The sequence below is a fragment of the Saccharibacillus qingshengii genome (genome assembly GCF_013185195.1).
GTDB lineage: Bacteria > Bacillota > Bacilli > Paenibacillales > Paenibacillaceae > Saccharibacillus > Saccharibacillus qingshengii.
Window position 1 is genome coordinate 95,556 of the sequence record NZ_JAAZWC010000001.1, and the last position, 16,196, is coordinate 111,751.

The window sequence follows — 16,196 nt, forward strand, 5'->3', positions numbered from 1 at the left end:
GAGCGAATAATAATGGATCAAACTACAGGAAATTCGAAAGATTTGAGAATTCGCAGCAAAGCGATCAGCGAGGGAGCCAACCGCATGCCGAACCGGGCGATGCTGCGCGCGGTAGGTTTTACGGACGAGGATTTCAAAAAGCCGATGATCGGCGTGGCCAGCACGTGGAGCGAAGTGACGCCGTGCAACATGCATATCAACGACCTGGCTTTCCGCGCCAAAAAAGGCGTGAAAGACAGCGGCGGCGCGCCGCTCGTCTTCAATACGATCACCGTGTCGGACGGCATCTCCATGGGACACGAAGGTATGCTGTTCTCGCTGCCTAGCCGCGAAGCAATCGCCGATTCGATCGAGATTGTCGCCGGAGCGGAGCGTTTCGACGCCTTGGTCGCCGTCGGCGGCTGCGACAAGAATACGCCGGCCTGCCTGATGGCGATGGGACGCTTGAATGTGCCGTCCGTGTACGTCTACGGCGGTACGATTCAACCGGGAATTTTGGACGGCAAAAAAATCGATATCGTCTCCGCGTTTGAAGCGGTCGGCCAGTATCAGGACGGACGCCTGAGCGACGAAGAACTGCATAAAGTCGAGTGCAGCGCTTGTCCGGGACCCGGCGCGTGCGGAGGCATGTACACGGCCAACACGATGGCTGCTTCCGCGGAAGCGATGGGGATGAGCCTGCCGGGTTCGTCGTCGACGCCCGCGATTTCGCCGGGCAAAGCGGAAGAATGCGAGAAAGCCGGAGCCGCAGTCATCAACTTGCTGGAGAAAGGCATTTATCCGCGCGACATCATGACCAAAGAAGCGTTCGAGAACGCGATTACGGTCGTGATGGCGCTCGGCGGATCAACGAACGCGTTCCTGCATCTGCTGGCGATGGCCCACTCGGTCGAAGTCGATCTGACGCTGGACGATTTCGAACGCATTCGTCTGCAGGTGCCGCATCTGGCCGATTTGAAGCCGAGCGGCGCCCATGTCATGCAGGATCTGAACGATATCGGCGGCGTGCCGGGCGTCATGAAGATGCTGCTGGAACAAGGGCTGCTGCACGGGGACTGCATCACTGTGACCGGACGGACCCTGGCGGAGAATCTGGCCGACATGCCTTCCCTGCAGGAAGGCCAGGACGTTATCCGTCCGTTCGACCGTCCGCTGAAACCTAACGGTCCTCTGGTCGTACTCAAAGGCAATCTGGCGCCGGACGGCGCGGTAGCCAAAATGTCGGGCATGAAAAAAACGCGCTTCACGGGTCCGGCCAAAGTCTACGACAGCGAGGACGAAGCCACGGCAGCCATCGAAAGAGACGAGATTCAAAAAGGCGACGTATTGGTCATCCGCTACTGCGGGCCGAAAGGCGGACCGGGCATGCCGGAAATGCTGTCCGTAACCGCGATGATCGTCGGCCGGGGACTTGGCGGCGAAGTGGCACTGATGACAGACGGCCGTTTCTCGGGCGGTTCGCACGGTTTCGTCGTCGGCCACGTTTCGCCGGAAGCGCAGGTGGGCGGACCGATCGCGCTGCTGCAAACAGGCGACCTGGTGACGTTCGACAGCGAAAGCCGGGAAGTCACGATGGAAGTGGGCGAAGAGGAACTGGCCGCCCGCGCGAAAGCCTGGGTGCAGCCTCCTTACAAAGTATCTTCGGGCGTGCTCGCCAAATACGCGAGACTGGTATCTTCGGCGTCCAAGGGCGCGGTCACCGATTTGTTCGAAGACTGAGGGGGTTAACGAATGAGCCGGCATCCGGACATGACCGAAAAAGAAAAAGCGGCCGCGGGGCTGCTCTACGACAACAACAACGATCCGCAGCTCGTCCGCGAGCGCATTTACTGCAAATCGCTCTGCTTCGAGCACAATCAACTCAATCCGCTGAAGCTCGACGAGCGTGAAGCGATGATCCGCAAGATCGTAGCCCGGGCGGGAAGTTCATTTGTGATCGAACAGCCTTTTTACTGCGATCTGGGCTATCTTATCGAGTTCGGACAGAACTTTTATGCCAACCACAATCTGATTATTCTCGATGCGGCCAAAGTCACGTTCGGAGACAATGTCTTTATCGCGCCTAACTGCGGTTTTTATACGGCGGGGCATCCGCTCGATATCGGGCAGCGCAATCAGGGACTGGAATACGCGTATCCGATTACGGTGGAAGACAATGTCTGGATCGGCGGGAATGTCGTGGTGCTGCCCGGCGTGACGATCGGGGCCGGCAGCGTGATCGGAGCGGGCAGCGTGGTCAATCGGAATATTCCGCCGGGCGTGGTCGCCGCGGGCAATCCGTGCCGGGTGATCCGCGAGATTACCGAGGAAGACCGCAGCAAGTACAACCGGGTCTGACCGCAAGCCAATCGGACAATCGCCGAAATCATCTTTTTCCAAACCGTTCAAAAGGTTCCTCCGCGGGTTATCTTATAGGGAGAAGACGATTACCCCTACGGAAAAGGAGGAACCGCCATGAAAAAAATGCTGAATATGCTGCTCGCGGTTGGAGTGCTGTCGGTTGTGATGGGCTGCGGAGCGGACAACGGAGACGACGGCGATATGGACAACGATACGGAAAACCAAGAGATGAACGATACGAACGACGATAACGACGGTGACGATTGACGGAGGAAGGCAATGAACAAGCAGGAACTGATTGAGCGCTGTCTGGCGTTTCCCGGCGCTTATGAAGATTATCCGTTTGACGAGACTTGGACAGTGATGCGGCACGGGGGTAACAAGAAATCCTTCGCGTTTATTTACGAGCGGGAAGGCCATGCCTGCGCCAATCTCAAGTGCGAGCCGATGCGGGCCGCCATGCTGCGGGATCTGCACGAAGAGATCCGGCCCGGCTATCATATGAACAAAGAACACTGGAATACGGTGATTCTCGACGGCGCGCTGGGCGAAGAAGATATCCTGGACCTGGTGCGCCGCAGTTTCGAACTGACCCGGCCCAAGATTTCGAAAAAACGGCAGTCGGCGGATTTTTGAGCTAGGTCGCTGGCGTTAGTGATAGGGGCATAGCAGCCAAGAATAGACGCAAGGACGTTTCTGCTTCGGCAGGAGCGTCTTTTTTATGAGAAGAACATAAAATAAAAATTAATCACATGAAAAATTCATAATAGAAAACCAAAAATCAAAATCAACCTTGGAAAAAAGCGACCCGACCGCTAAGCGGAACGCTTTTCCCCAAAGTCTGTCCCTATGAAAAAGAATCAAACTGGCTCTTCAACCCTACGATATTTATTTATATACTCTTTACCGAAAAGGAGGTTGAACATGGAAATTTCACCTGTGGGTTGGACGGGGCAGCATGTCAGAATTCAGCCTTTGGAAGAGCATCATGCAGAGGAATTGTTCGAGGCGGGCAAAGATCCGGCTGTTTGGACTTATATGCCTGTTCAGATCCGGTCGATGGAAGAGATGAAGCAGCTTGTACATAAAGCGCTGCAGGCCAAAATAAACGGCAGCGAATTTCCGTTTGTCATCTTCGATCACCGTTCGGGCAGGATAGTAGGCAGTACGCGTTTTCTGAATATCTCGCTGCCCGACCGGCATTTGGAGATCGGATGGACCTGGTTGTCTGCATCGGTCTGGCGCACCGCGGTCAATACGGAATGCAAATATCTTCTGCTGCGATACAGTTTCGAGACGCTCGGAGCGGTTCGGGTACAGATCAAGACGGACAGCCGCAATCTGCGCTCCCAGCGGGCTATCGAACGTTTGGGCGCAGTGAAAGAAGGCGTGCTTCGGAATCATAAGATTCTGGCGGACGGATATGTGAGAGATACCGTTTTCTACAGTATCGTTGATCGGGAATGGGGGACGGTAAAAAAAGAATTGGAGCGTAAGCTGAGGTAAAGTCCAAAAAAGAGCAGCCGATTTATACGGCTGCTCAACGTGTCGAGAAAGCTTTGATTCTAAGCAAAGCGAAAAGGAGGAGGGAGAAATTCAGTGTAGGAACGATAGTGTTCGCCTTTGTGGTGCAAGTTCATCCAAAATCAGGATATGAACTTGCACCGTTAATCGGGAAAATTCCGCTAACATCTAATCCTTTTTCCCGATTTCAACACGCGACCGGAACGAATTTCTCCCGCAGCCGACAAGCTTCTCCTACGAATAGGACTTTCTCGACAATCTGAGCAGCCGATTTATACGGCTGCTCTTTTTTTGCCTCGCTGTAGGAGGGGGAAAGTCCAAAACGGAAGCAGGCGGCGGGTTATCGCCGGGAAATTCCTTTTAACTTAAATCTTAAACCTCGGCCGTTCTGCCTTTATCCGCATGCACCACCACGGTCTCGTCCGAACCGCGCTTCACATTCTTGATAAAGAACGACAGCAGCAGACCTACCGCGCCGATGCCGACGATCACCACATACGCGTCGTTGATTCCGGAGATCTGCGCCTGCGTAGCGATCTGCGCAGGATCGACTCCGCTCTGCATCATGTCGGCCGCATGGCTCTTCGCGCGATCGGACATGACGGTGACAAGCAGCGAGGTACCGATCGCGCCGGCTACCTGCCGGGTCGTGTTGCTGATTGCTGTACCGTGGGCGTTCAGGCGGGGAGGCAGCTGATTGAGGCCGGCCGTCTGGAGCGGCATCATCATGAAGGCCATCCCGATCCGGCGGGCGGTAGACATAAGCACCAGATACGTATAGCTGGTCGTATCGGTCAGATTGATAAACCCAAGCGTCGTGGCAATCACGATCGCCATCCCGATAATCGTCAGCCATTTGGCGCCGAACCGGTCGAACAGGCGTCCGGTGATCGGCATCAGCAGGCCCATGAGCAGCGCGCCCGGCAGCAGCAGCAGGCCGGACTCGATCGCCGTATAGCCGCGTGCGCTTTGCAGGTACAGCGGCAGCAGCATCATATCCGCATACATAATCATCGTTACGGCGATGCTGATAACGATCGTCAGCGAGAACATGTTGAACTTGAATGCGCGCAGGTCGAGCAGCGGGGTCTTCATCTTGAGCTGTCTCCACGAGAAAGCGACAAGTCCGACCACGCCGATTGCGATCATGATCAAGACTTCGGCGCTGGACCAACCGAGGCTGCCCGCACGGCTGAAGCCGTACAACAGAGCGCCGAAACCGATCGTGGACAAGATGACGCTGAGAGCGTCGAACTTGACGTTTACGCGTTCGCCGACATTACGCAGATAGATGAAGCCGAGCACGATGACAATGACGGCCAGCGGGATCATGGCGTAGAACATCGTTTCCCAGGAATAATGTTCCAGGGTATAGCCGGCAAGCGTCGGTCCGATCGCCGGAGCGACGATAATGGCCAGACCCACAAGGCCCATGGCCGATCCGCGTTTCTCCGGCGGGAACAGAGCCAAGATCACATTCATCAGCAGCGGCATGATGATGCCGGCGCCGGCAGCCTGGATCAATCGTCCGGTCAGCAGCATCGGGAAGTCGCCGGCGAGCGCCGAGACGACCGTGCCGACGAGGAAGATCATCATCGAAGCCTGGAACAGCTGGCGCGTCGAGAACTTCTGCATCAGATAAGCGGTGATCGGGATCAGCACGCCGTTGACCAGCAGGTAGCCGGTGGTCAGCCACTGCGCCGTCGCAGCGGTAATATCGAAATCTTTCATCAGCTCCGGCGTGGCGACACTCATCAGCGTCTGGTTGAGGGTTGCCAGGAAGGCGCCCAGAATCATGATGAACATGATCGGTCCTTTTCGGGCCGATCCGGTGTCGATGGTAGGGGTACTGCTCAATTTCTCTCCGTCCTCTCATTTTGGGCTAGACTTTTTTTACAACGTGTCGGATAATCGACATTGCATAAACCAGATTATAATCATGGGAAGACCTTCCTTACAAGCGACACTTTTCACGAAAACGTAAATTAGTTTGCACAAAAGGGACAGAGTGTTGTTTAAAATTTGAATAATATACACAACAAACGAATGTGTAAATAAAAACATATGAAAAGGAAGCGCAATCATGAGCGAACCGAAAGAAAAAAGAACCGACCCCAGAGTGCTGCGCACCCGCCAACTGCTCAAAGACGCCTTGATTGAACTCATGCAGGAGATGGATGTGGACAAGATTACCGTCAACCGGATCGCGGAGCGGGCGACGATCAACCGGGTGACTTTTTATCTGCATTACAAAGATATCCACGATATGCTGGAGACGATGGCGGACGAGATGGCGCAGGACGTGGAGCGCGTGATGACGCGCACGATCGAACAGCATCGAAACGGCACAAACGAGACGATGCTGCTGGGTCTGCTCGAACATATTGCGGCCAATGCGGATTTCTACAAAGTCGTCTTGGGAGCCGGGAAAACGCCGGTTTTTCATGAGCGTCTCTTAAACGTATTTGTCAGCAAGATCCGAACAGGTATCCAGGAAATGCCGGTCAAGAACAGTCAGGTTCAGCCCGATGTCGCGATCTGGTTCGGTTCCGCCGCCCTGATCGGCACCATCGCAGGCTGGCTGCGCAGCGATATGCCGTATACGCCGTCCTTCATGGCCAAGCAGTTCGCCCTGTTATTCCGCGTCAGCCCCTAACGAAGAGGAGAAATCGAAATGGACTTGAACAAAATCAACTCGTTGACCAAATACCCGAGTATTCTGACCTATCATCAATTGGGTGAGAGAGGGCGGTTGAACGAGGCACTGACCGAACCTGCCGAATTCGGCGCCGCAGAGAAGCTGTACGTCTATGAGAAAGTCGACGGAGAAAACTCGAGAATCATCCTGCTGACCCACCCGTCGGGAGAGATCGATTACCTGATCGGCTCAAGGGAAGAGTTGTTGTATGCAAAAGGAGACCGAATCGGCAATCCCTATGGCAATATCGCTGAATTCCTGCGTCCTGTCGCCGAACGCATCATCGCCGAGCTGTCGCAAACCGATCATCCTGACTGGGCATTGACTGTTTTTTATCAGGAATCGTACGGCGGCAAGACCAAAGCTTCCAAAAATTATTCCGACAACAAAACGCAAAACTACCGGGTCTTCGATGTTTTTTCGCTGAATCGGGAAGAACTGGACGCTCTGCTTGCACAGCCCCAGGAGAAAATAGCACAGTGGCGCGACCACGGGAACCAGCCTTTTTACGATGAGCAGGCCAAGGCAGGAATTGTCGACTCCCTGAATCTGCAGGCGGCTCCGCTGCTGGATACGGTCGACCGCGGCGAATTCCCGGTTTCTTTTGCCGACACGTTTGCTTATTTGAAAGGATTCGAACAGACACAGGTAGGGATGGAAGTCGCCGGGAGAGCGGAAGGCCTCATCGTTCGGAGCGTCGGCCGCACCTGGATCCGCAAGATCCGTTTTGAAGATTACGAGCGAACGTTCAGAAAATAAGTCTTGTGAAAAAAAGTGCTTGGAATCACAAGGTCCTCTGCTCCGCCCGCCTATACTGAAGAAGAAAACGACGACAGACACTTTATTCATCTTCATATACGGGAGGCACAAATCATGACCACCATGAATCAAACATTTAACGAAGAAACCTGGGTATCGGACATTGTCAGCCAACAGCCGCGTACGGGCGACCTGTTCCGCGAGCTGCGGATCGACTTCTGCTGCGGCGGCAAAATGCCGATCAAGCAGGCGGCCGAAGAACGGGGACTCGACACCGCGGAAGTTCTGCGCCGGATCGAAGAGATCGGTCAGCAGGTGACCCAACATCAGGAAATGAAGCCGAATTCGCTGGAACCGCAGGAATTGATCGCACATATCCAGCGCAAGTATCATGAGACGCTGCGTCAGGAACTTCCGGCGCTTACGCCTTATGTGACGAAGCTTGCCCGCGTACACGGCGGTCATCGCCCTTATCTGCTGCGGGTGCAGGAGATCTTCTCCCTTCTCAAAAAAGAACTGCTGGAACATACGCAGGACGAAGACCAGCATGTATTCCCGCTGCTGGCCGCTTATTTCCAGAATCCTTCCGCGGAAACGGCGGAGGCGCTTGCGCCTCACCTCAGCGAGCTGGAAAGCGAGCATGAACAAGCAGGCGAACTGCTCAAGGAACTGCGCGAGATCACCGGCGATTTCGTGCCGCCGATGGATGCCTGCGGTACCCATCGCCTGGTACTCAGCCGCCTCGAAGCGCTGGAAAAAGACACGTTCGAGCATATCCATATGGAGAACAACATCCTCTTCGACCAGGCGCGCAAAGCGATTTAAGCCAAGCGAAAGCGCACGGCAGCTGCCGCAAACCGGAAAAAGGCTCCGCGAGTACAAACTCGCGGGGCCTTTTTGTCTTACCGGGGATTGGGCAGGAGCCGCATCAGTCGCTGCGTTTACTTGCCGGCGGCAGCTTTCAGGTCGATCTTGAGCGCAAGTTTTTCCAAATATATTTTCTCCGCGCCGCTGTCGGTTCCTTCTGCCCGGATATAAGGCTTCACGACGATAAACTTCGCCCGGCTCAGATCGGCGCCGTAATTGGACGTATAAGTCATCGCGCCGTCTTCAAGCGAGCCTTCTCCGCCTACGACGTCAAGGACTTGGCCTTGGTCGTCGACGATATCGTACGCGCTGCCAAGCAGCCATTTCTCCTGTTCGGCGATCGAAGCAGCCGGGTCCCTAAGCGAGAGCGACGTGCCGAGCTGCACCGTCGAAGCCGTCACATCCAGCGTATCGATGATGAGCGCATAGCGCTCATCGCTTGCGGACGGTCCGGGACTCAGATGCAGTTCGCGGCCCGCGTCGATTCGCTCGAACGGAACCGTTACACTCAGCGGCTGCGGCTGACCGACCAGAGAGATCGAGACTTTGCCTTCGAAACGGTCGCCCAGCTGCCGGATCTGATCGGCGTTCAGCGGCAGATTCATCAGTACGCCGTACGTATCGCCGCCTTTGTCTTCCGGCGTATTGTAGAACACACCGTCCAGATCGCCGATTCCGTCGAGGTTTACGTTCACGCTCTGCATGTATTCTTCCAGTTTGCCGGCATTCGGAATGCCCGGTACCGTCAGATCGACGGCAAAAGCGAGCCGCGTCCCGTCAAAGATCGTCTCGCGTACGTTCATGCGCACGCCGTCTGAGGCGGCCGCAGATGCCTCGACAAGCATACCCTGGCTGCGTTCGCCGGCTGTGCGCAGGCCCGCATCGCCTTCCATTTTGCTGAAGAGACTGCCAATCACGGGAATATCGCGGATCGTATCGGCCATGGCCGGCGAGACGAAACCGGAAGCGAACAGCCCGGCGGAGAGAACGAAGGCGGAGGCGGCCACAGCGGCCGTGCGGCGCAGCCCGGTGCCCAGGCGGCGTCGGGTATGCGCAGCTTCGATTCGTCCGCTTGAGGCGGAACGCCCGGTCATCGTCGCGGCGGCCGCGGAAGTTTCTTTTGCCGCCGCCGAATCCGGGAGGGACGCGTAAGTCTCATCCAACCGGGTACGGACAAGCGGGGAAATCGGGGTACGGTTCCGGCCGGTGCGGTTCAATTCGGCCTCCAGCTGCTGCTCGGTGTTAGATGGATTCATAATGTATACTCCCTTTCGGATTCGATTTGATTTTTTGCATCAAAGCGGCACGTGCCCGCATCAGCCTCGTCTTGACTGCGCTCTCTGTCAGTTCCAGCGTCTGCGCCGTCTGCGCCACGCTCAGGTCTTCGAAATAATGCAGAATCACGACCGTTCGCTGCTTCTCGTCCAATCGGTCGACCGCGTCGCGCAGATCCACCCGGTCATAATCGTTGGCGGGGGAGGCGGCGATCGGGAAGTCGGAGACGGCAACCGTACGTTTTCTTCCTCTCAGCAGGGTATTGCATTCGTTGATCAGGATGCGGAACATCCACGTCCTGAAATAATTCGGCTCCCTCAAAGAGGAGATCGACCGGTACGCTTTCAAGACCGTTTCCTGCATGGCGTCCGCCACGTCTTCGTTTTTTCTCAGCATGGACCAGGCCATATGATGCAGCGCGTCTTCATTTTGCCGCATCAAGGTGACAAAAGCGTCCCGGTCCCCGTCTCTCGCTCGCCGAATCAACTCTTCGTTTTCCAAACGGCATCGTTCCTTTCTGTGCTTTTCTTGTTCTTTTTGGTTGTGAAGATAGACATTAGATGGACGAGCCGGCCATTCGGTTACATCGGATAGCAAATAGACGCGGCAGAAAAGGAGCGTCCCGGCAAATCAAGCGGAAGATAAGCGGAAAAGGCAAAAGAAGAGTACAAAAAAACGCGGTTCCTTCGCTGCTTGGCGAAGAACCGCGTTTCGTGAAAGAGGAATAGAGCGGGGATAAAAAAGAAGCGGGGATTACACGCTGCGCACGAGCATCGATTTGTGGTGCGAGAACGTCTCGAAGCTCTGGCGGCCGTGATACGAACCCATGCCGCTTGCGCCGACGCCGCCGAAAGGCAGCTCATGCGAACTCATATGCAGCAGCGTCTCGTTCACGCAGCCGCCGCCGAAGGAGACCGTATTCAGCACGAGATCCTGTACTTCTTGATCCCGGGTGAACAGGTACAGCGCGAGCGGTTTCGGACGGTCGACGATCTCCTCCAGCACGGGAGCAAGGTCGGTATAGGTCATCACCGGCAGGATCGGACCGAAGATTTCTTCCTGCATCACCGGGGAGTTCCAGTCGATCCCGTGCAGCAGCGTAGGTTCGATCAGGCGCTGCTCGCGCACGGTGCGTCCACCGATCAGCGCTTCGCCATCACTGAGGAAGCGGCTCAGCCGGTCGAAATTGCGTTCATTGACGATATGCGGGAAGTCCGGATTCTGCGTCACGTCTTCGCCGTATTTGTCCGCGATCTCAAGCTTGATTTCGCGCAGCAGTTCTTCCCGGACGTCTTCGTGTACCAGCAGATAATCCGGTGCAACGCATGTCTGGCCCGCGTTCAGGAACTTGCCGCGAACGAGGCTTTGGGCCGCGCGCTGCAAATTGGCGTCTTTGTGCACGATCGCCGGACTTTTGCCGCCCAGTTCGAGCGTGGTCGGCGTCAGATGTTCGGCGGCGGCGCGCATAACGACTTTGCCGACCGGCGTACTGCCGGTGAAGAAGATATAGTCGAACGGCTCGCGCAGCAGCTCCGTGCTTGTCTGTACTTCGCCTTCCATTGCGGCAACGTACTCGACCGGGAAGCAGTCGCGAATCAGCTCGGCGCTCACTTTCGAGACGGACGGCGTCAGCTCGGACGGCTTGAGCACCGCACAGTTGCCCGCGGAGATTGCTCCGACAAGCGGGGAGAAAGCGAGCTGGAACGGATAGTTCCATGGGGCAATCACAAGGGTGACGCCGTAAGGTTCGGGATGGATCGTGCTGGTGCCGCCAACGATTTGTTCCGAAGTCGGAACGACGCGCGGAGCGGCCCACTCTTCCAGATTGGCAAGCGTATAATCCAGTTCGCCGAGGACCAGACGGATCTCCGAGCTGAAGCCTTCGGCTTCCGATTTGTTCAGATCGGCACGCAGCGCGGCCAGAATGCGGGGTTGATACTCCTCGATACCCTGACGCAGGCGCTTGAGCGCCTCGATACGGTAAGCGAGGTTTTTCGTTTGACCCGTGCGGAAAAAGCGGCGCTGCCGCGATACGAGATCCTGGGCGGAAATCGAAGTGTTTGCGGAAGCGGAATTCGATGGAGTAGTCATGAACGTTCAATCTCCTGTCTGTGTGCCTATATTTTTGGTTTCTATAAATTAAATTGTATTCAATGTATAAACAGTATAGAACGATTTGAACTGTGCTACAATGGTCACATTATGCACTACAGCGGCTTATGCCTCATTCTTGATTAAAATGCGGCTTAAATAGATCAATTATGATTATTCAAATTTATTCAAATTGGAAAAGGAGTGTGCAAAATGCCGGATTCTTCTCAAGAAACGCCCAAACGTCCCGATCCGCGGGTTACAAGGACGCGGGAGCTGCTGCAAAACGCTTTTTTGAAACTGCTGGAAGAAAAGCCGTACGAACGGATCACGATCGCGGATATCACCGGTGCGGCGACGGTCAACCGCAAAACGTTCTATCTCCACTACGAGACGAAGGATCATCTGCTGCGCAGCGTAACCGATCATATTCTGGACGATTTGTTCGGCGAGGCGAGAGAGTCGCAGCCGAATGATCTGTCGATCGACGAACAGCAGGCTTATATTGCCGGCCGCATATTCGCGTACGTGAAAAAGCACCGGGCCTTCTTCGAAGTCATGTTCGAACGCAAAGCAATGACGGACTTCGTGCAGTACATGAAGCGGTACTTCGCGCGGTTTTACGAGGATAAGTTTGCGAATCTTGACGAAAGCCGCCTGCCGGTACAAAAAGACGTCATCGCCAGCTATATCGGCTCGGCTTACGTCGGAGTGATCCACGGCTGGCTGAACGACGGCATGCGCCAGACGCCGGAAGAAATGACTCGGCAGATGATCCTGCTTAATCTTCAAGGCCCGATTCAAACGGTGAAAAATTCACAATAGAAAGTAAAAGGATGAAAATCAGAATAATGAATTCGAGCAGATAAAAAACCTTCAAATGGAATTAAATAGTTGAATTTGTGGGATGTTTATTCAATAATTACAGGATACAGCGGCTTGGTCTACCAAGTCACTGAACATACCGTTCTTTTTTCGGAAACAAGCTTCCCACTCGCCGATCCAAGGAGGTTCTTATGCAGCTAAAAGAACTGAAGGACACGATGCTGATCCCCGACCGCGAAGTCCTGCTCAACCGTCTGGTCAAGATCAACCATACCGATGTCCTGCTGATTTCGATCACTTCGCAGAACCAGAAGCATAGACTATGGACGCTTCGGAGATTGCCCGAACAATTGTTTGAAGAAAAAACAGTTCACAAGGCTGAAGAGTCCCTTACAATCCGTGACCGTTTTCAAGAGAAGGTATTTTTTAACGGTCAAGAAGATTCGATCTCGAAGATCCTTATCCAAGGACAGCTGATGACTTTCAATTCTTCGGAATCGACTGTCTGCACGGAACAGGATCACGGAACGTATATGAAGCTGCAGCATTTTATCGAAAAAGGACTGGAACTGGGAAGTTTTGCGGACGTTGAATTAAACCGTTTGTTTCTAACTTTTTATGAACAGGACCCTTCCGAGGCTTGTCCGAACTTGGATCTGGACAAAGAGCTGGATATCACGCTGAAATTCAATAGCACGTTTTGCAGCGTTCCTCTACACGCCGAGCCAATCGTGCTGGAATTCGGAGATTCGCAAAAAGAAACCAAGCATTTCTTTTATGATCCTCTCAACAAGAAAAACCGTTTCTTTTATATTCATGCATTGACACGGGATGATATTTGGAAGCAAGTCGAAGAAAACTTCGCAAAGCCTAAACCTGAGAGCTCTACGGAAGAAGAATGGCAGAAGTTCAAAGAACAATATCTTGAAGGCCTTGAATCGGCTTGTTCCAAAGGAGAAGATCTGGCTGTTATCGAATACGAAGCGGAAGACAATATGCAGCTGCATTTTTTGGCGAAAGATTATTTGGATGCACAACCTCGGGCTTGGACCGGCGGCTTAGGATTTTCCGTTTTTTATGAAACCGAACGGGGGTTGGGACACAACGGATTAAAACGCCGAGCAGCCACCATTGGTTGGGTAGACAAAACATTTAGCGGGAATTTTATTGTCGAATTGCTATCTTATTCACTGGAACTGCCGGAATTAACCATCAAGCTTTAAGCTGAAAACGTAGAAAACAAGCCGCGTCTCTGGTATCGCAGCAGCCTTGTTGAGGAAGCAGCGAAGGAGGGGCGGCGTCATGTTTGTTTATCCAAGGAGGCCCTTATGCGATTAAAAGAACTAAAAGACACGATGCTGATCCCCGACCGTGAAGTCCTGCTCAACCGTCTGGTCAAGATCAACAATAACGATGTCCTGCTGATTTCGCTCACTTCGGAGCAGCAGACCCATAAACTGTGGACGCTCCGCAAACTGCCGGAACGTTCGCCGGATCCGGACGAAGAAGAAAGCATTTACGAATCCGAAGAAACCTTTTCTAATCGTGAAATCATGCAGCGACATCTGAGAGAAGATACGGTTCTTAACAATCAACAAGAATTTACCTCCCGGATGATTATCCAAGGCCAATCAATGACTTTCCATTCGTCGGAGTCGATTTACGGGATGGAACAGAACCCTACCTTCTATATGCGGCTGCAGCATTTCATCGAAAACGGAATGGAACTCGCCGGCTTTGATGAAGTGGAGTTGGAGCGTTTATGTTTGACTTGTTATGAGCAGGAAAGTTCTGAACCGTTTCCGGATCTCGATTTGGATCGAGAATTGGATATTGCCTTAAAGTTTGATCGTACATTTTGCGCGATTCCTGTACATACCGATCCGATCGTGCTGGAATTCGGAGATTCGCAAAACGAAACCAAGTATTCGTTTTACGATCCTTTTCATCAAAAAAACCGTTTCTTTTATGTTCAGGCCTGGACACGCTACGATATATGGGAAGAAACCCAAAAGACATTCGACAATCCGGCCTCGGAAGGCTTTACGGAAGAAGAATGGCAGCAGCTCAAGGAGCAGCGTATGGAAAGTAATGAGTCGGTTTGTTCGAGAGATCAGGTTCTGGCACTTGTCGAATACGAATCGGAAGACAATCTTCAATTGAATTTTTATGCCCAAGATTACTTGGATGCTGAGCCTTTACTATCGTCGGGCACAAGCAGAACTTATTTGTTATTTTCGTCGGATCATGAATTGGGGCCTCATGGATTGAAAAGTCGAGTAGATTCGATCGGTCCGGTAGATCAAACGTTTGAAGGAACTATTGTTGTAGAACTGATGTCTTACTACGTGGAGCTGCCGGAAAAAACCGTCAAAATATAAATAAGCCCTATACATAAAGGCTGGGAACACCATGTCGAATGGTGTTTTCTTTTTTTATATAAGCGGATGTCTCATAAAAGGATGGTCTCTATTTTCTTTACCAATAGCCGGGGAGAACTCCTCTTGTGATAAGCTGTCTACATTAATCGGTCCAAACCATTGAACGAAGGAGACTATCATGGAACAGGATGTCAACCGTTGGATCATGCAGGAGTTTAAACGGAATCAGGATCTGCTCGTGGCGCTGGGCGATGAAACGCGGCAGCGAATTCTGATGGGATTAGCACAGCAGCCGCAGGATGCGCTTGGCATGCGGGTAGGCGAAATCGGTCAGTACACGCATTTGTCCCGTCCCGCCATATCGCATCATCTCAAAGTGCTGAAAGAGGCCGGAATCGTCAATATGCATCGGGAAGGGACCAAAAACTATTATCGCCTGGATGCCAAAAGCAAGATACAAGGCTTGCAAAGCTTAATGAGCGAATTCTTGTCATTATGCGAATAAGAGCGAACATGAGGTTGTCTGCAAGCCGGAACGAGTGACAAGGGGGATTATGATGAGTCTGTCGGTCAGAGCCGCGAACGGAGTGGAAATTCCGCAGCTGGGATTTGGTGTTTACAAAATCAAAGGGAAAAACGGGCTTTTTGAACAGACGATCCGCGAAGCCATTCAAGCGGGGTATCGTCATTTTGATACGGCGCGTATTTATGGCAATGAAGCGGAACTGGGCAGGGTAATCGCCAACAGCGGCATTCCGCGGGAAGAATTTTTTCTGACCTCCAAAGTATGGACGACGGATTTGGGAGAGGAGCGGACACGGCGGGCGTTTGAACAAAGCTGCAAGAAATTGAAGACCACGTACCTGGACATGTATCTTATTCATTTTGCCGGTCCCGGTTATGTCGAAGCTTGGAGAGCTTTGGAGCGGTTGTATGAGGAGGGGCGAGTAAAAGTGATCGGCGCAGCCAATTTTGAGATTGAACACCTCGAACAACTGCGGAAGCACGCGAAGATCCCGCCTATGATCAATCAAGTGGAGACGCATCCGTTATTTCAACAGCAGCCGCTGCGCGAGTATATGTCGCATCATCGGATTTTGCATGAAGCGTGGGGACCTTTAGGACAAGGAAATGTTTCGCTGCTTGATCATGAAGAGCTGAGATCTATTGCAGATCGGCACCACAAGACTGTGGGACAGGTGATTCTGCGGTGGCATTTGAATCGCAATTCCATCGTTATTCCCAAATCTTCGAATCCGAAGCGGATCAAGGAAAACCGGCAGGTCTTCGATTTCGAGTTGAGCGGAGAAGAGATAGACCGAATCGCCCAAATGGATACGGGCAGACGGTCTTCCGTCAATCCCAATGGAATTCAGGTAAATCCGCTTTATGTGAAGCTGACTCGACTTTTTTTGAATGTGCAAAATCTTCAGTAA

The 16,196-nt window shown here is 53.2% G+C and carries 17 protein-coding genes; 13 read left to right on the forward strand and 4 right to left on the reverse strand.

Annotated elements, in window-relative coordinates; genetic code table 11:
- Window positions 1-12: 12 nt before the first annotated feature.
- The 5 genes from ilvD (at window position 13) to HRQ60_RS00395 (ending at window position 3,846) form a co-directional block, all read left to right on the forward strand.
- The gene (gene ilvD, locus HRQ60_RS00375) at window positions 13-1,719 is read left to right on the forward strand and encodes a dihydroxy-acid dehydratase (RefSeq protein WP_172193666.1); all 1,707 of its coding nucleotides are present in this window, start codon (window positions 13-15) and stop codon (window positions 1,717-1,719) included.
- Between the two features lie 30 nt (window positions 1,720-1,749).
- Window positions 1,750-2,337: a sugar O-acetyltransferase gene (locus tag HRQ60_RS00380; protein ID WP_172193937.1), complete on the forward strand. Its 588-nt coding sequence runs from the start codon at window positions 1,750-1,752 to the stop codon at window positions 2,335-2,337.
- A gap of 117 nt (window positions 2,338-2,454) precedes the next feature.
- Window positions 2,455-2,607 carry a hypothetical protein gene (locus HRQ60_RS00385; RefSeq protein ID WP_172193667.1) on the forward strand — a complete coding sequence of 51 codons (153 nt, stop codon included), beginning with the start codon at window positions 2,455-2,457 and terminating at the stop codon, window positions 2,605-2,607.
- Between the two features lie 12 nt (window positions 2,608-2,619).
- Entirely contained in the window at window positions 2,620-2,976 is a 357-nt protein-coding gene (locus HRQ60_RS00390) for an MmcQ/YjbR family DNA-binding protein (RefSeq protein ID WP_172193668.1), read from the forward strand.
- 288 nt (window positions 2,977-3,264) lie between these two features.
- Window positions 3,265-3,846, forward strand: a complete 582-nt coding sequence (locus HRQ60_RS00395; RefSeq protein ID WP_172193669.1) for a GNAT family N-acetyltransferase — start codon at window positions 3,265-3,267, stop codon at window positions 3,844-3,846.
- Between the two features lie 390 nt (window positions 3,847-4,236).
- On the opposite strand, the gene HRQ60_RS00400 is transcribed toward HRQ60_RS00395, so the two are convergent.
- Window positions 4,237-5,670: a DHA2 family efflux MFS transporter permease subunit gene (locus HRQ60_RS00400; protein WP_172193938.1), complete on the reverse strand. Its 1,434-nt coding sequence runs from the start codon at window positions 5,668-5,670 to the stop codon at window positions 4,237-4,239.
- A gap of 277 nt (window positions 5,671-5,947) precedes the next feature.
- On the opposite strand from HRQ60_RS00400, the gene HRQ60_RS00405 reads away from it, so the two are divergent.
- From HRQ60_RS00405 to ric, 3 genes are all read left to right on the forward strand, one after another.
- Window positions 5,948-6,520, forward strand: a complete 573-nt coding sequence (locus HRQ60_RS00405; protein WP_172193670.1) for a TetR/AcrR family transcriptional regulator — start codon at window positions 5,948-5,950, stop codon at window positions 6,518-6,520.
- A gap of 18 nt (window positions 6,521-6,538) precedes the next feature.
- On the forward strand, window positions 6,539-7,321 hold the full coding sequence (locus HRQ60_RS00410) for an RNA ligase family protein (RefSeq protein ID WP_172193671.1): 783 nt from the start codon (window positions 6,539-6,541) through the stop codon (window positions 7,319-7,321).
- A gap of 114 nt (window positions 7,322-7,435) precedes the next feature.
- Window positions 7,436-8,146, forward strand: coding sequence for an iron-sulfur cluster repair di-iron protein (ric, locus tag HRQ60_RS00415; RefSeq protein WP_425501613.1), 711 nt, complete (start codon window positions 7,436-7,438; stop codon window positions 8,144-8,146).
- Between the two features lie 116 nt (window positions 8,147-8,262).
- On the opposite strand, the gene HRQ60_RS00420 is transcribed toward ric, so the two are convergent.
- From HRQ60_RS00420 to HRQ60_RS00430, 3 genes are all read right to left on the reverse strand, one after another.
- Window positions 8,263-9,444 (reverse strand): DUF4179 domain-containing protein, encoded by a 1,182-nt coding sequence (locus HRQ60_RS00420; RefSeq protein ID WP_172193672.1) that lies wholly within the window; start codon window positions 9,442-9,444, stop codon window positions 8,263-8,265.
- On the reverse strand, window positions 9,431-9,964 hold the full coding sequence (locus tag HRQ60_RS00425; protein ID WP_246280972.1) for an RNA polymerase sigma factor: 534 nt from the start codon (window positions 9,962-9,964) through the stop codon (window positions 9,431-9,433). The genes HRQ60_RS00420 and HRQ60_RS00425 overlap by 14 nt, the downstream gene beginning before the upstream one ends.
- Before the next feature lie 252 nt (window positions 9,965-10,216).
- Window positions 10,217-11,554, reverse strand: a complete 1,338-nt coding sequence (locus tag HRQ60_RS00430) for an aldehyde dehydrogenase (RefSeq protein WP_172193673.1) — start codon at window positions 11,552-11,554, stop codon at window positions 10,217-10,219.
- Between the two features lie 213 nt (window positions 11,555-11,767).
- On the opposite strand from HRQ60_RS00430, the gene HRQ60_RS00435 reads away from it, so the two are divergent.
- The 5 genes from HRQ60_RS00435 (at window position 11,768) to HRQ60_RS00455 (ending at window position 16,196) form a co-directional block, all read left to right on the forward strand.
- Window positions 11,768-12,379, forward strand: coding sequence for a TetR/AcrR family transcriptional regulator (locus HRQ60_RS00435; protein WP_172193674.1), 612 nt, complete (start codon window positions 11,768-11,770; stop codon window positions 12,377-12,379).
- Window positions 12,380-12,570: 191 nt separating this feature from the next.
- A complete protein-coding gene (locus HRQ60_RS00440) occupies window positions 12,571-13,602 on the forward strand; it encodes a hypothetical protein (protein WP_172193675.1) in 1,032 nt (343 codons plus the stop codon).
- Window positions 13,603-13,707: 105 nt separating this feature from the next.
- The gene (locus HRQ60_RS00445) at window positions 13,708-14,760 is read left to right on the forward strand and encodes a hypothetical protein (protein WP_172193676.1); all 1,053 of its coding nucleotides are present in this window, start codon (window positions 13,708-13,710) and stop codon (window positions 14,758-14,760) included.
- Between the two features lie 178 nt (window positions 14,761-14,938).
- On the forward strand, window positions 14,939-15,265 hold the full coding sequence (locus HRQ60_RS00450) for an ArsR/SmtB family transcription factor (RefSeq protein ID WP_172193677.1): 327 nt from the start codon (window positions 14,939-14,941) through the stop codon (window positions 15,263-15,265).
- Window positions 15,266-15,347: 82 nt separating this feature from the next.
- Window positions 15,348-16,196, forward strand: coding sequence for an aldo/keto reductase (locus tag HRQ60_RS00455; RefSeq protein ID WP_343044574.1), 849 nt, complete (start codon window positions 15,348-15,350; stop codon window positions 16,194-16,196).

Excerpts from the sequence above, each read along its gene's own strand:
- HRQ60_RS00390 (WP_172193668.1), top strand. The coding sequence starts at position 2,620 with ATGAACAAGCAGGAACTGATTGAGCGCTGTCTGGCGTTTCCCGGCGCT.
- HRQ60_RS00435 (WP_172193674.1), top strand. The coding sequence starts at position 11,768 with ATGCCGGATTCTTCTCAAGAAACGCCCAAACGTCCCGATCCGCGGGTT.
- HRQ60_RS00385 (WP_172193667.1), top strand. The coding sequence starts at position 2,455 with ATGAAAAAAATGCTGAATATGCTGCTCGCGGTTGGAGTGCTGTCGGTT.
- ilvD (WP_172193666.1), top strand. The coding sequence starts at position 13 with ATGGATCAAACTACAGGAAATTCGAAAGATTTGAGAATTCGCAGCAAA.
- HRQ60_RS00380 (WP_172193937.1), top strand. The coding sequence starts at position 1,750 with ATGACCGAAAAAGAAAAAGCGGCCGCGGGGCTGCTCTACGACAACAAC.
- ric (WP_425501613.1), top strand. The coding sequence starts at position 7,436 with ATGACCACCATGAATCAAACATTTAACGAAGAAACCTGGGTATCGGAC.
- HRQ60_RS00440 (WP_172193675.1), top strand. The coding sequence starts at position 12,571 with ATGCAGCTAAAAGAACTGAAGGACACGATGCTGATCCCCGACCGCGAA.
- HRQ60_RS00420 (WP_172193672.1), bottom strand. The coding sequence starts at position 9,444 with ATGAATCCATCTAACACCGAGCAGCAGCTGGAGGCCGAATTGAACCGC.
- HRQ60_RS00430 (WP_172193673.1), bottom strand. The coding sequence starts at position 11,554 with ATGACTACTCCATCGAATTCCGCTTCCGCAAACACTTCGATTTCCGCC.
- HRQ60_RS00395 (WP_172193669.1), top strand. The coding sequence starts at position 3,265 with ATGGAAATTTCACCTGTGGGTTGGACGGGGCAGCATGTCAGAATTCAG.
- HRQ60_RS00445 (WP_172193676.1), top strand. The coding sequence starts at position 13,708 with ATGCGATTAAAAGAACTAAAAGACACGATGCTGATCCCCGACCGTGAA.
- HRQ60_RS00405 (WP_172193670.1), top strand. The coding sequence starts at position 5,948 with ATGAGCGAACCGAAAGAAAAAAGAACCGACCCCAGAGTGCTGCGCACC.
- HRQ60_RS00400 (WP_172193938.1), bottom strand. The coding sequence starts at position 5,670 with ATGTTCATCATGATTCTGGGCGCCTTCCTGGCAACCCTCAACCAGACG.
- HRQ60_RS00450 (WP_172193677.1), top strand. The coding sequence starts at position 14,939 with ATGGAACAGGATGTCAACCGTTGGATCATGCAGGAGTTTAAACGGAAT.
- HRQ60_RS00410 (WP_172193671.1), top strand. The coding sequence starts at position 6,539 with ATGGACTTGAACAAAATCAACTCGTTGACCAAATACCCGAGTATTCTG.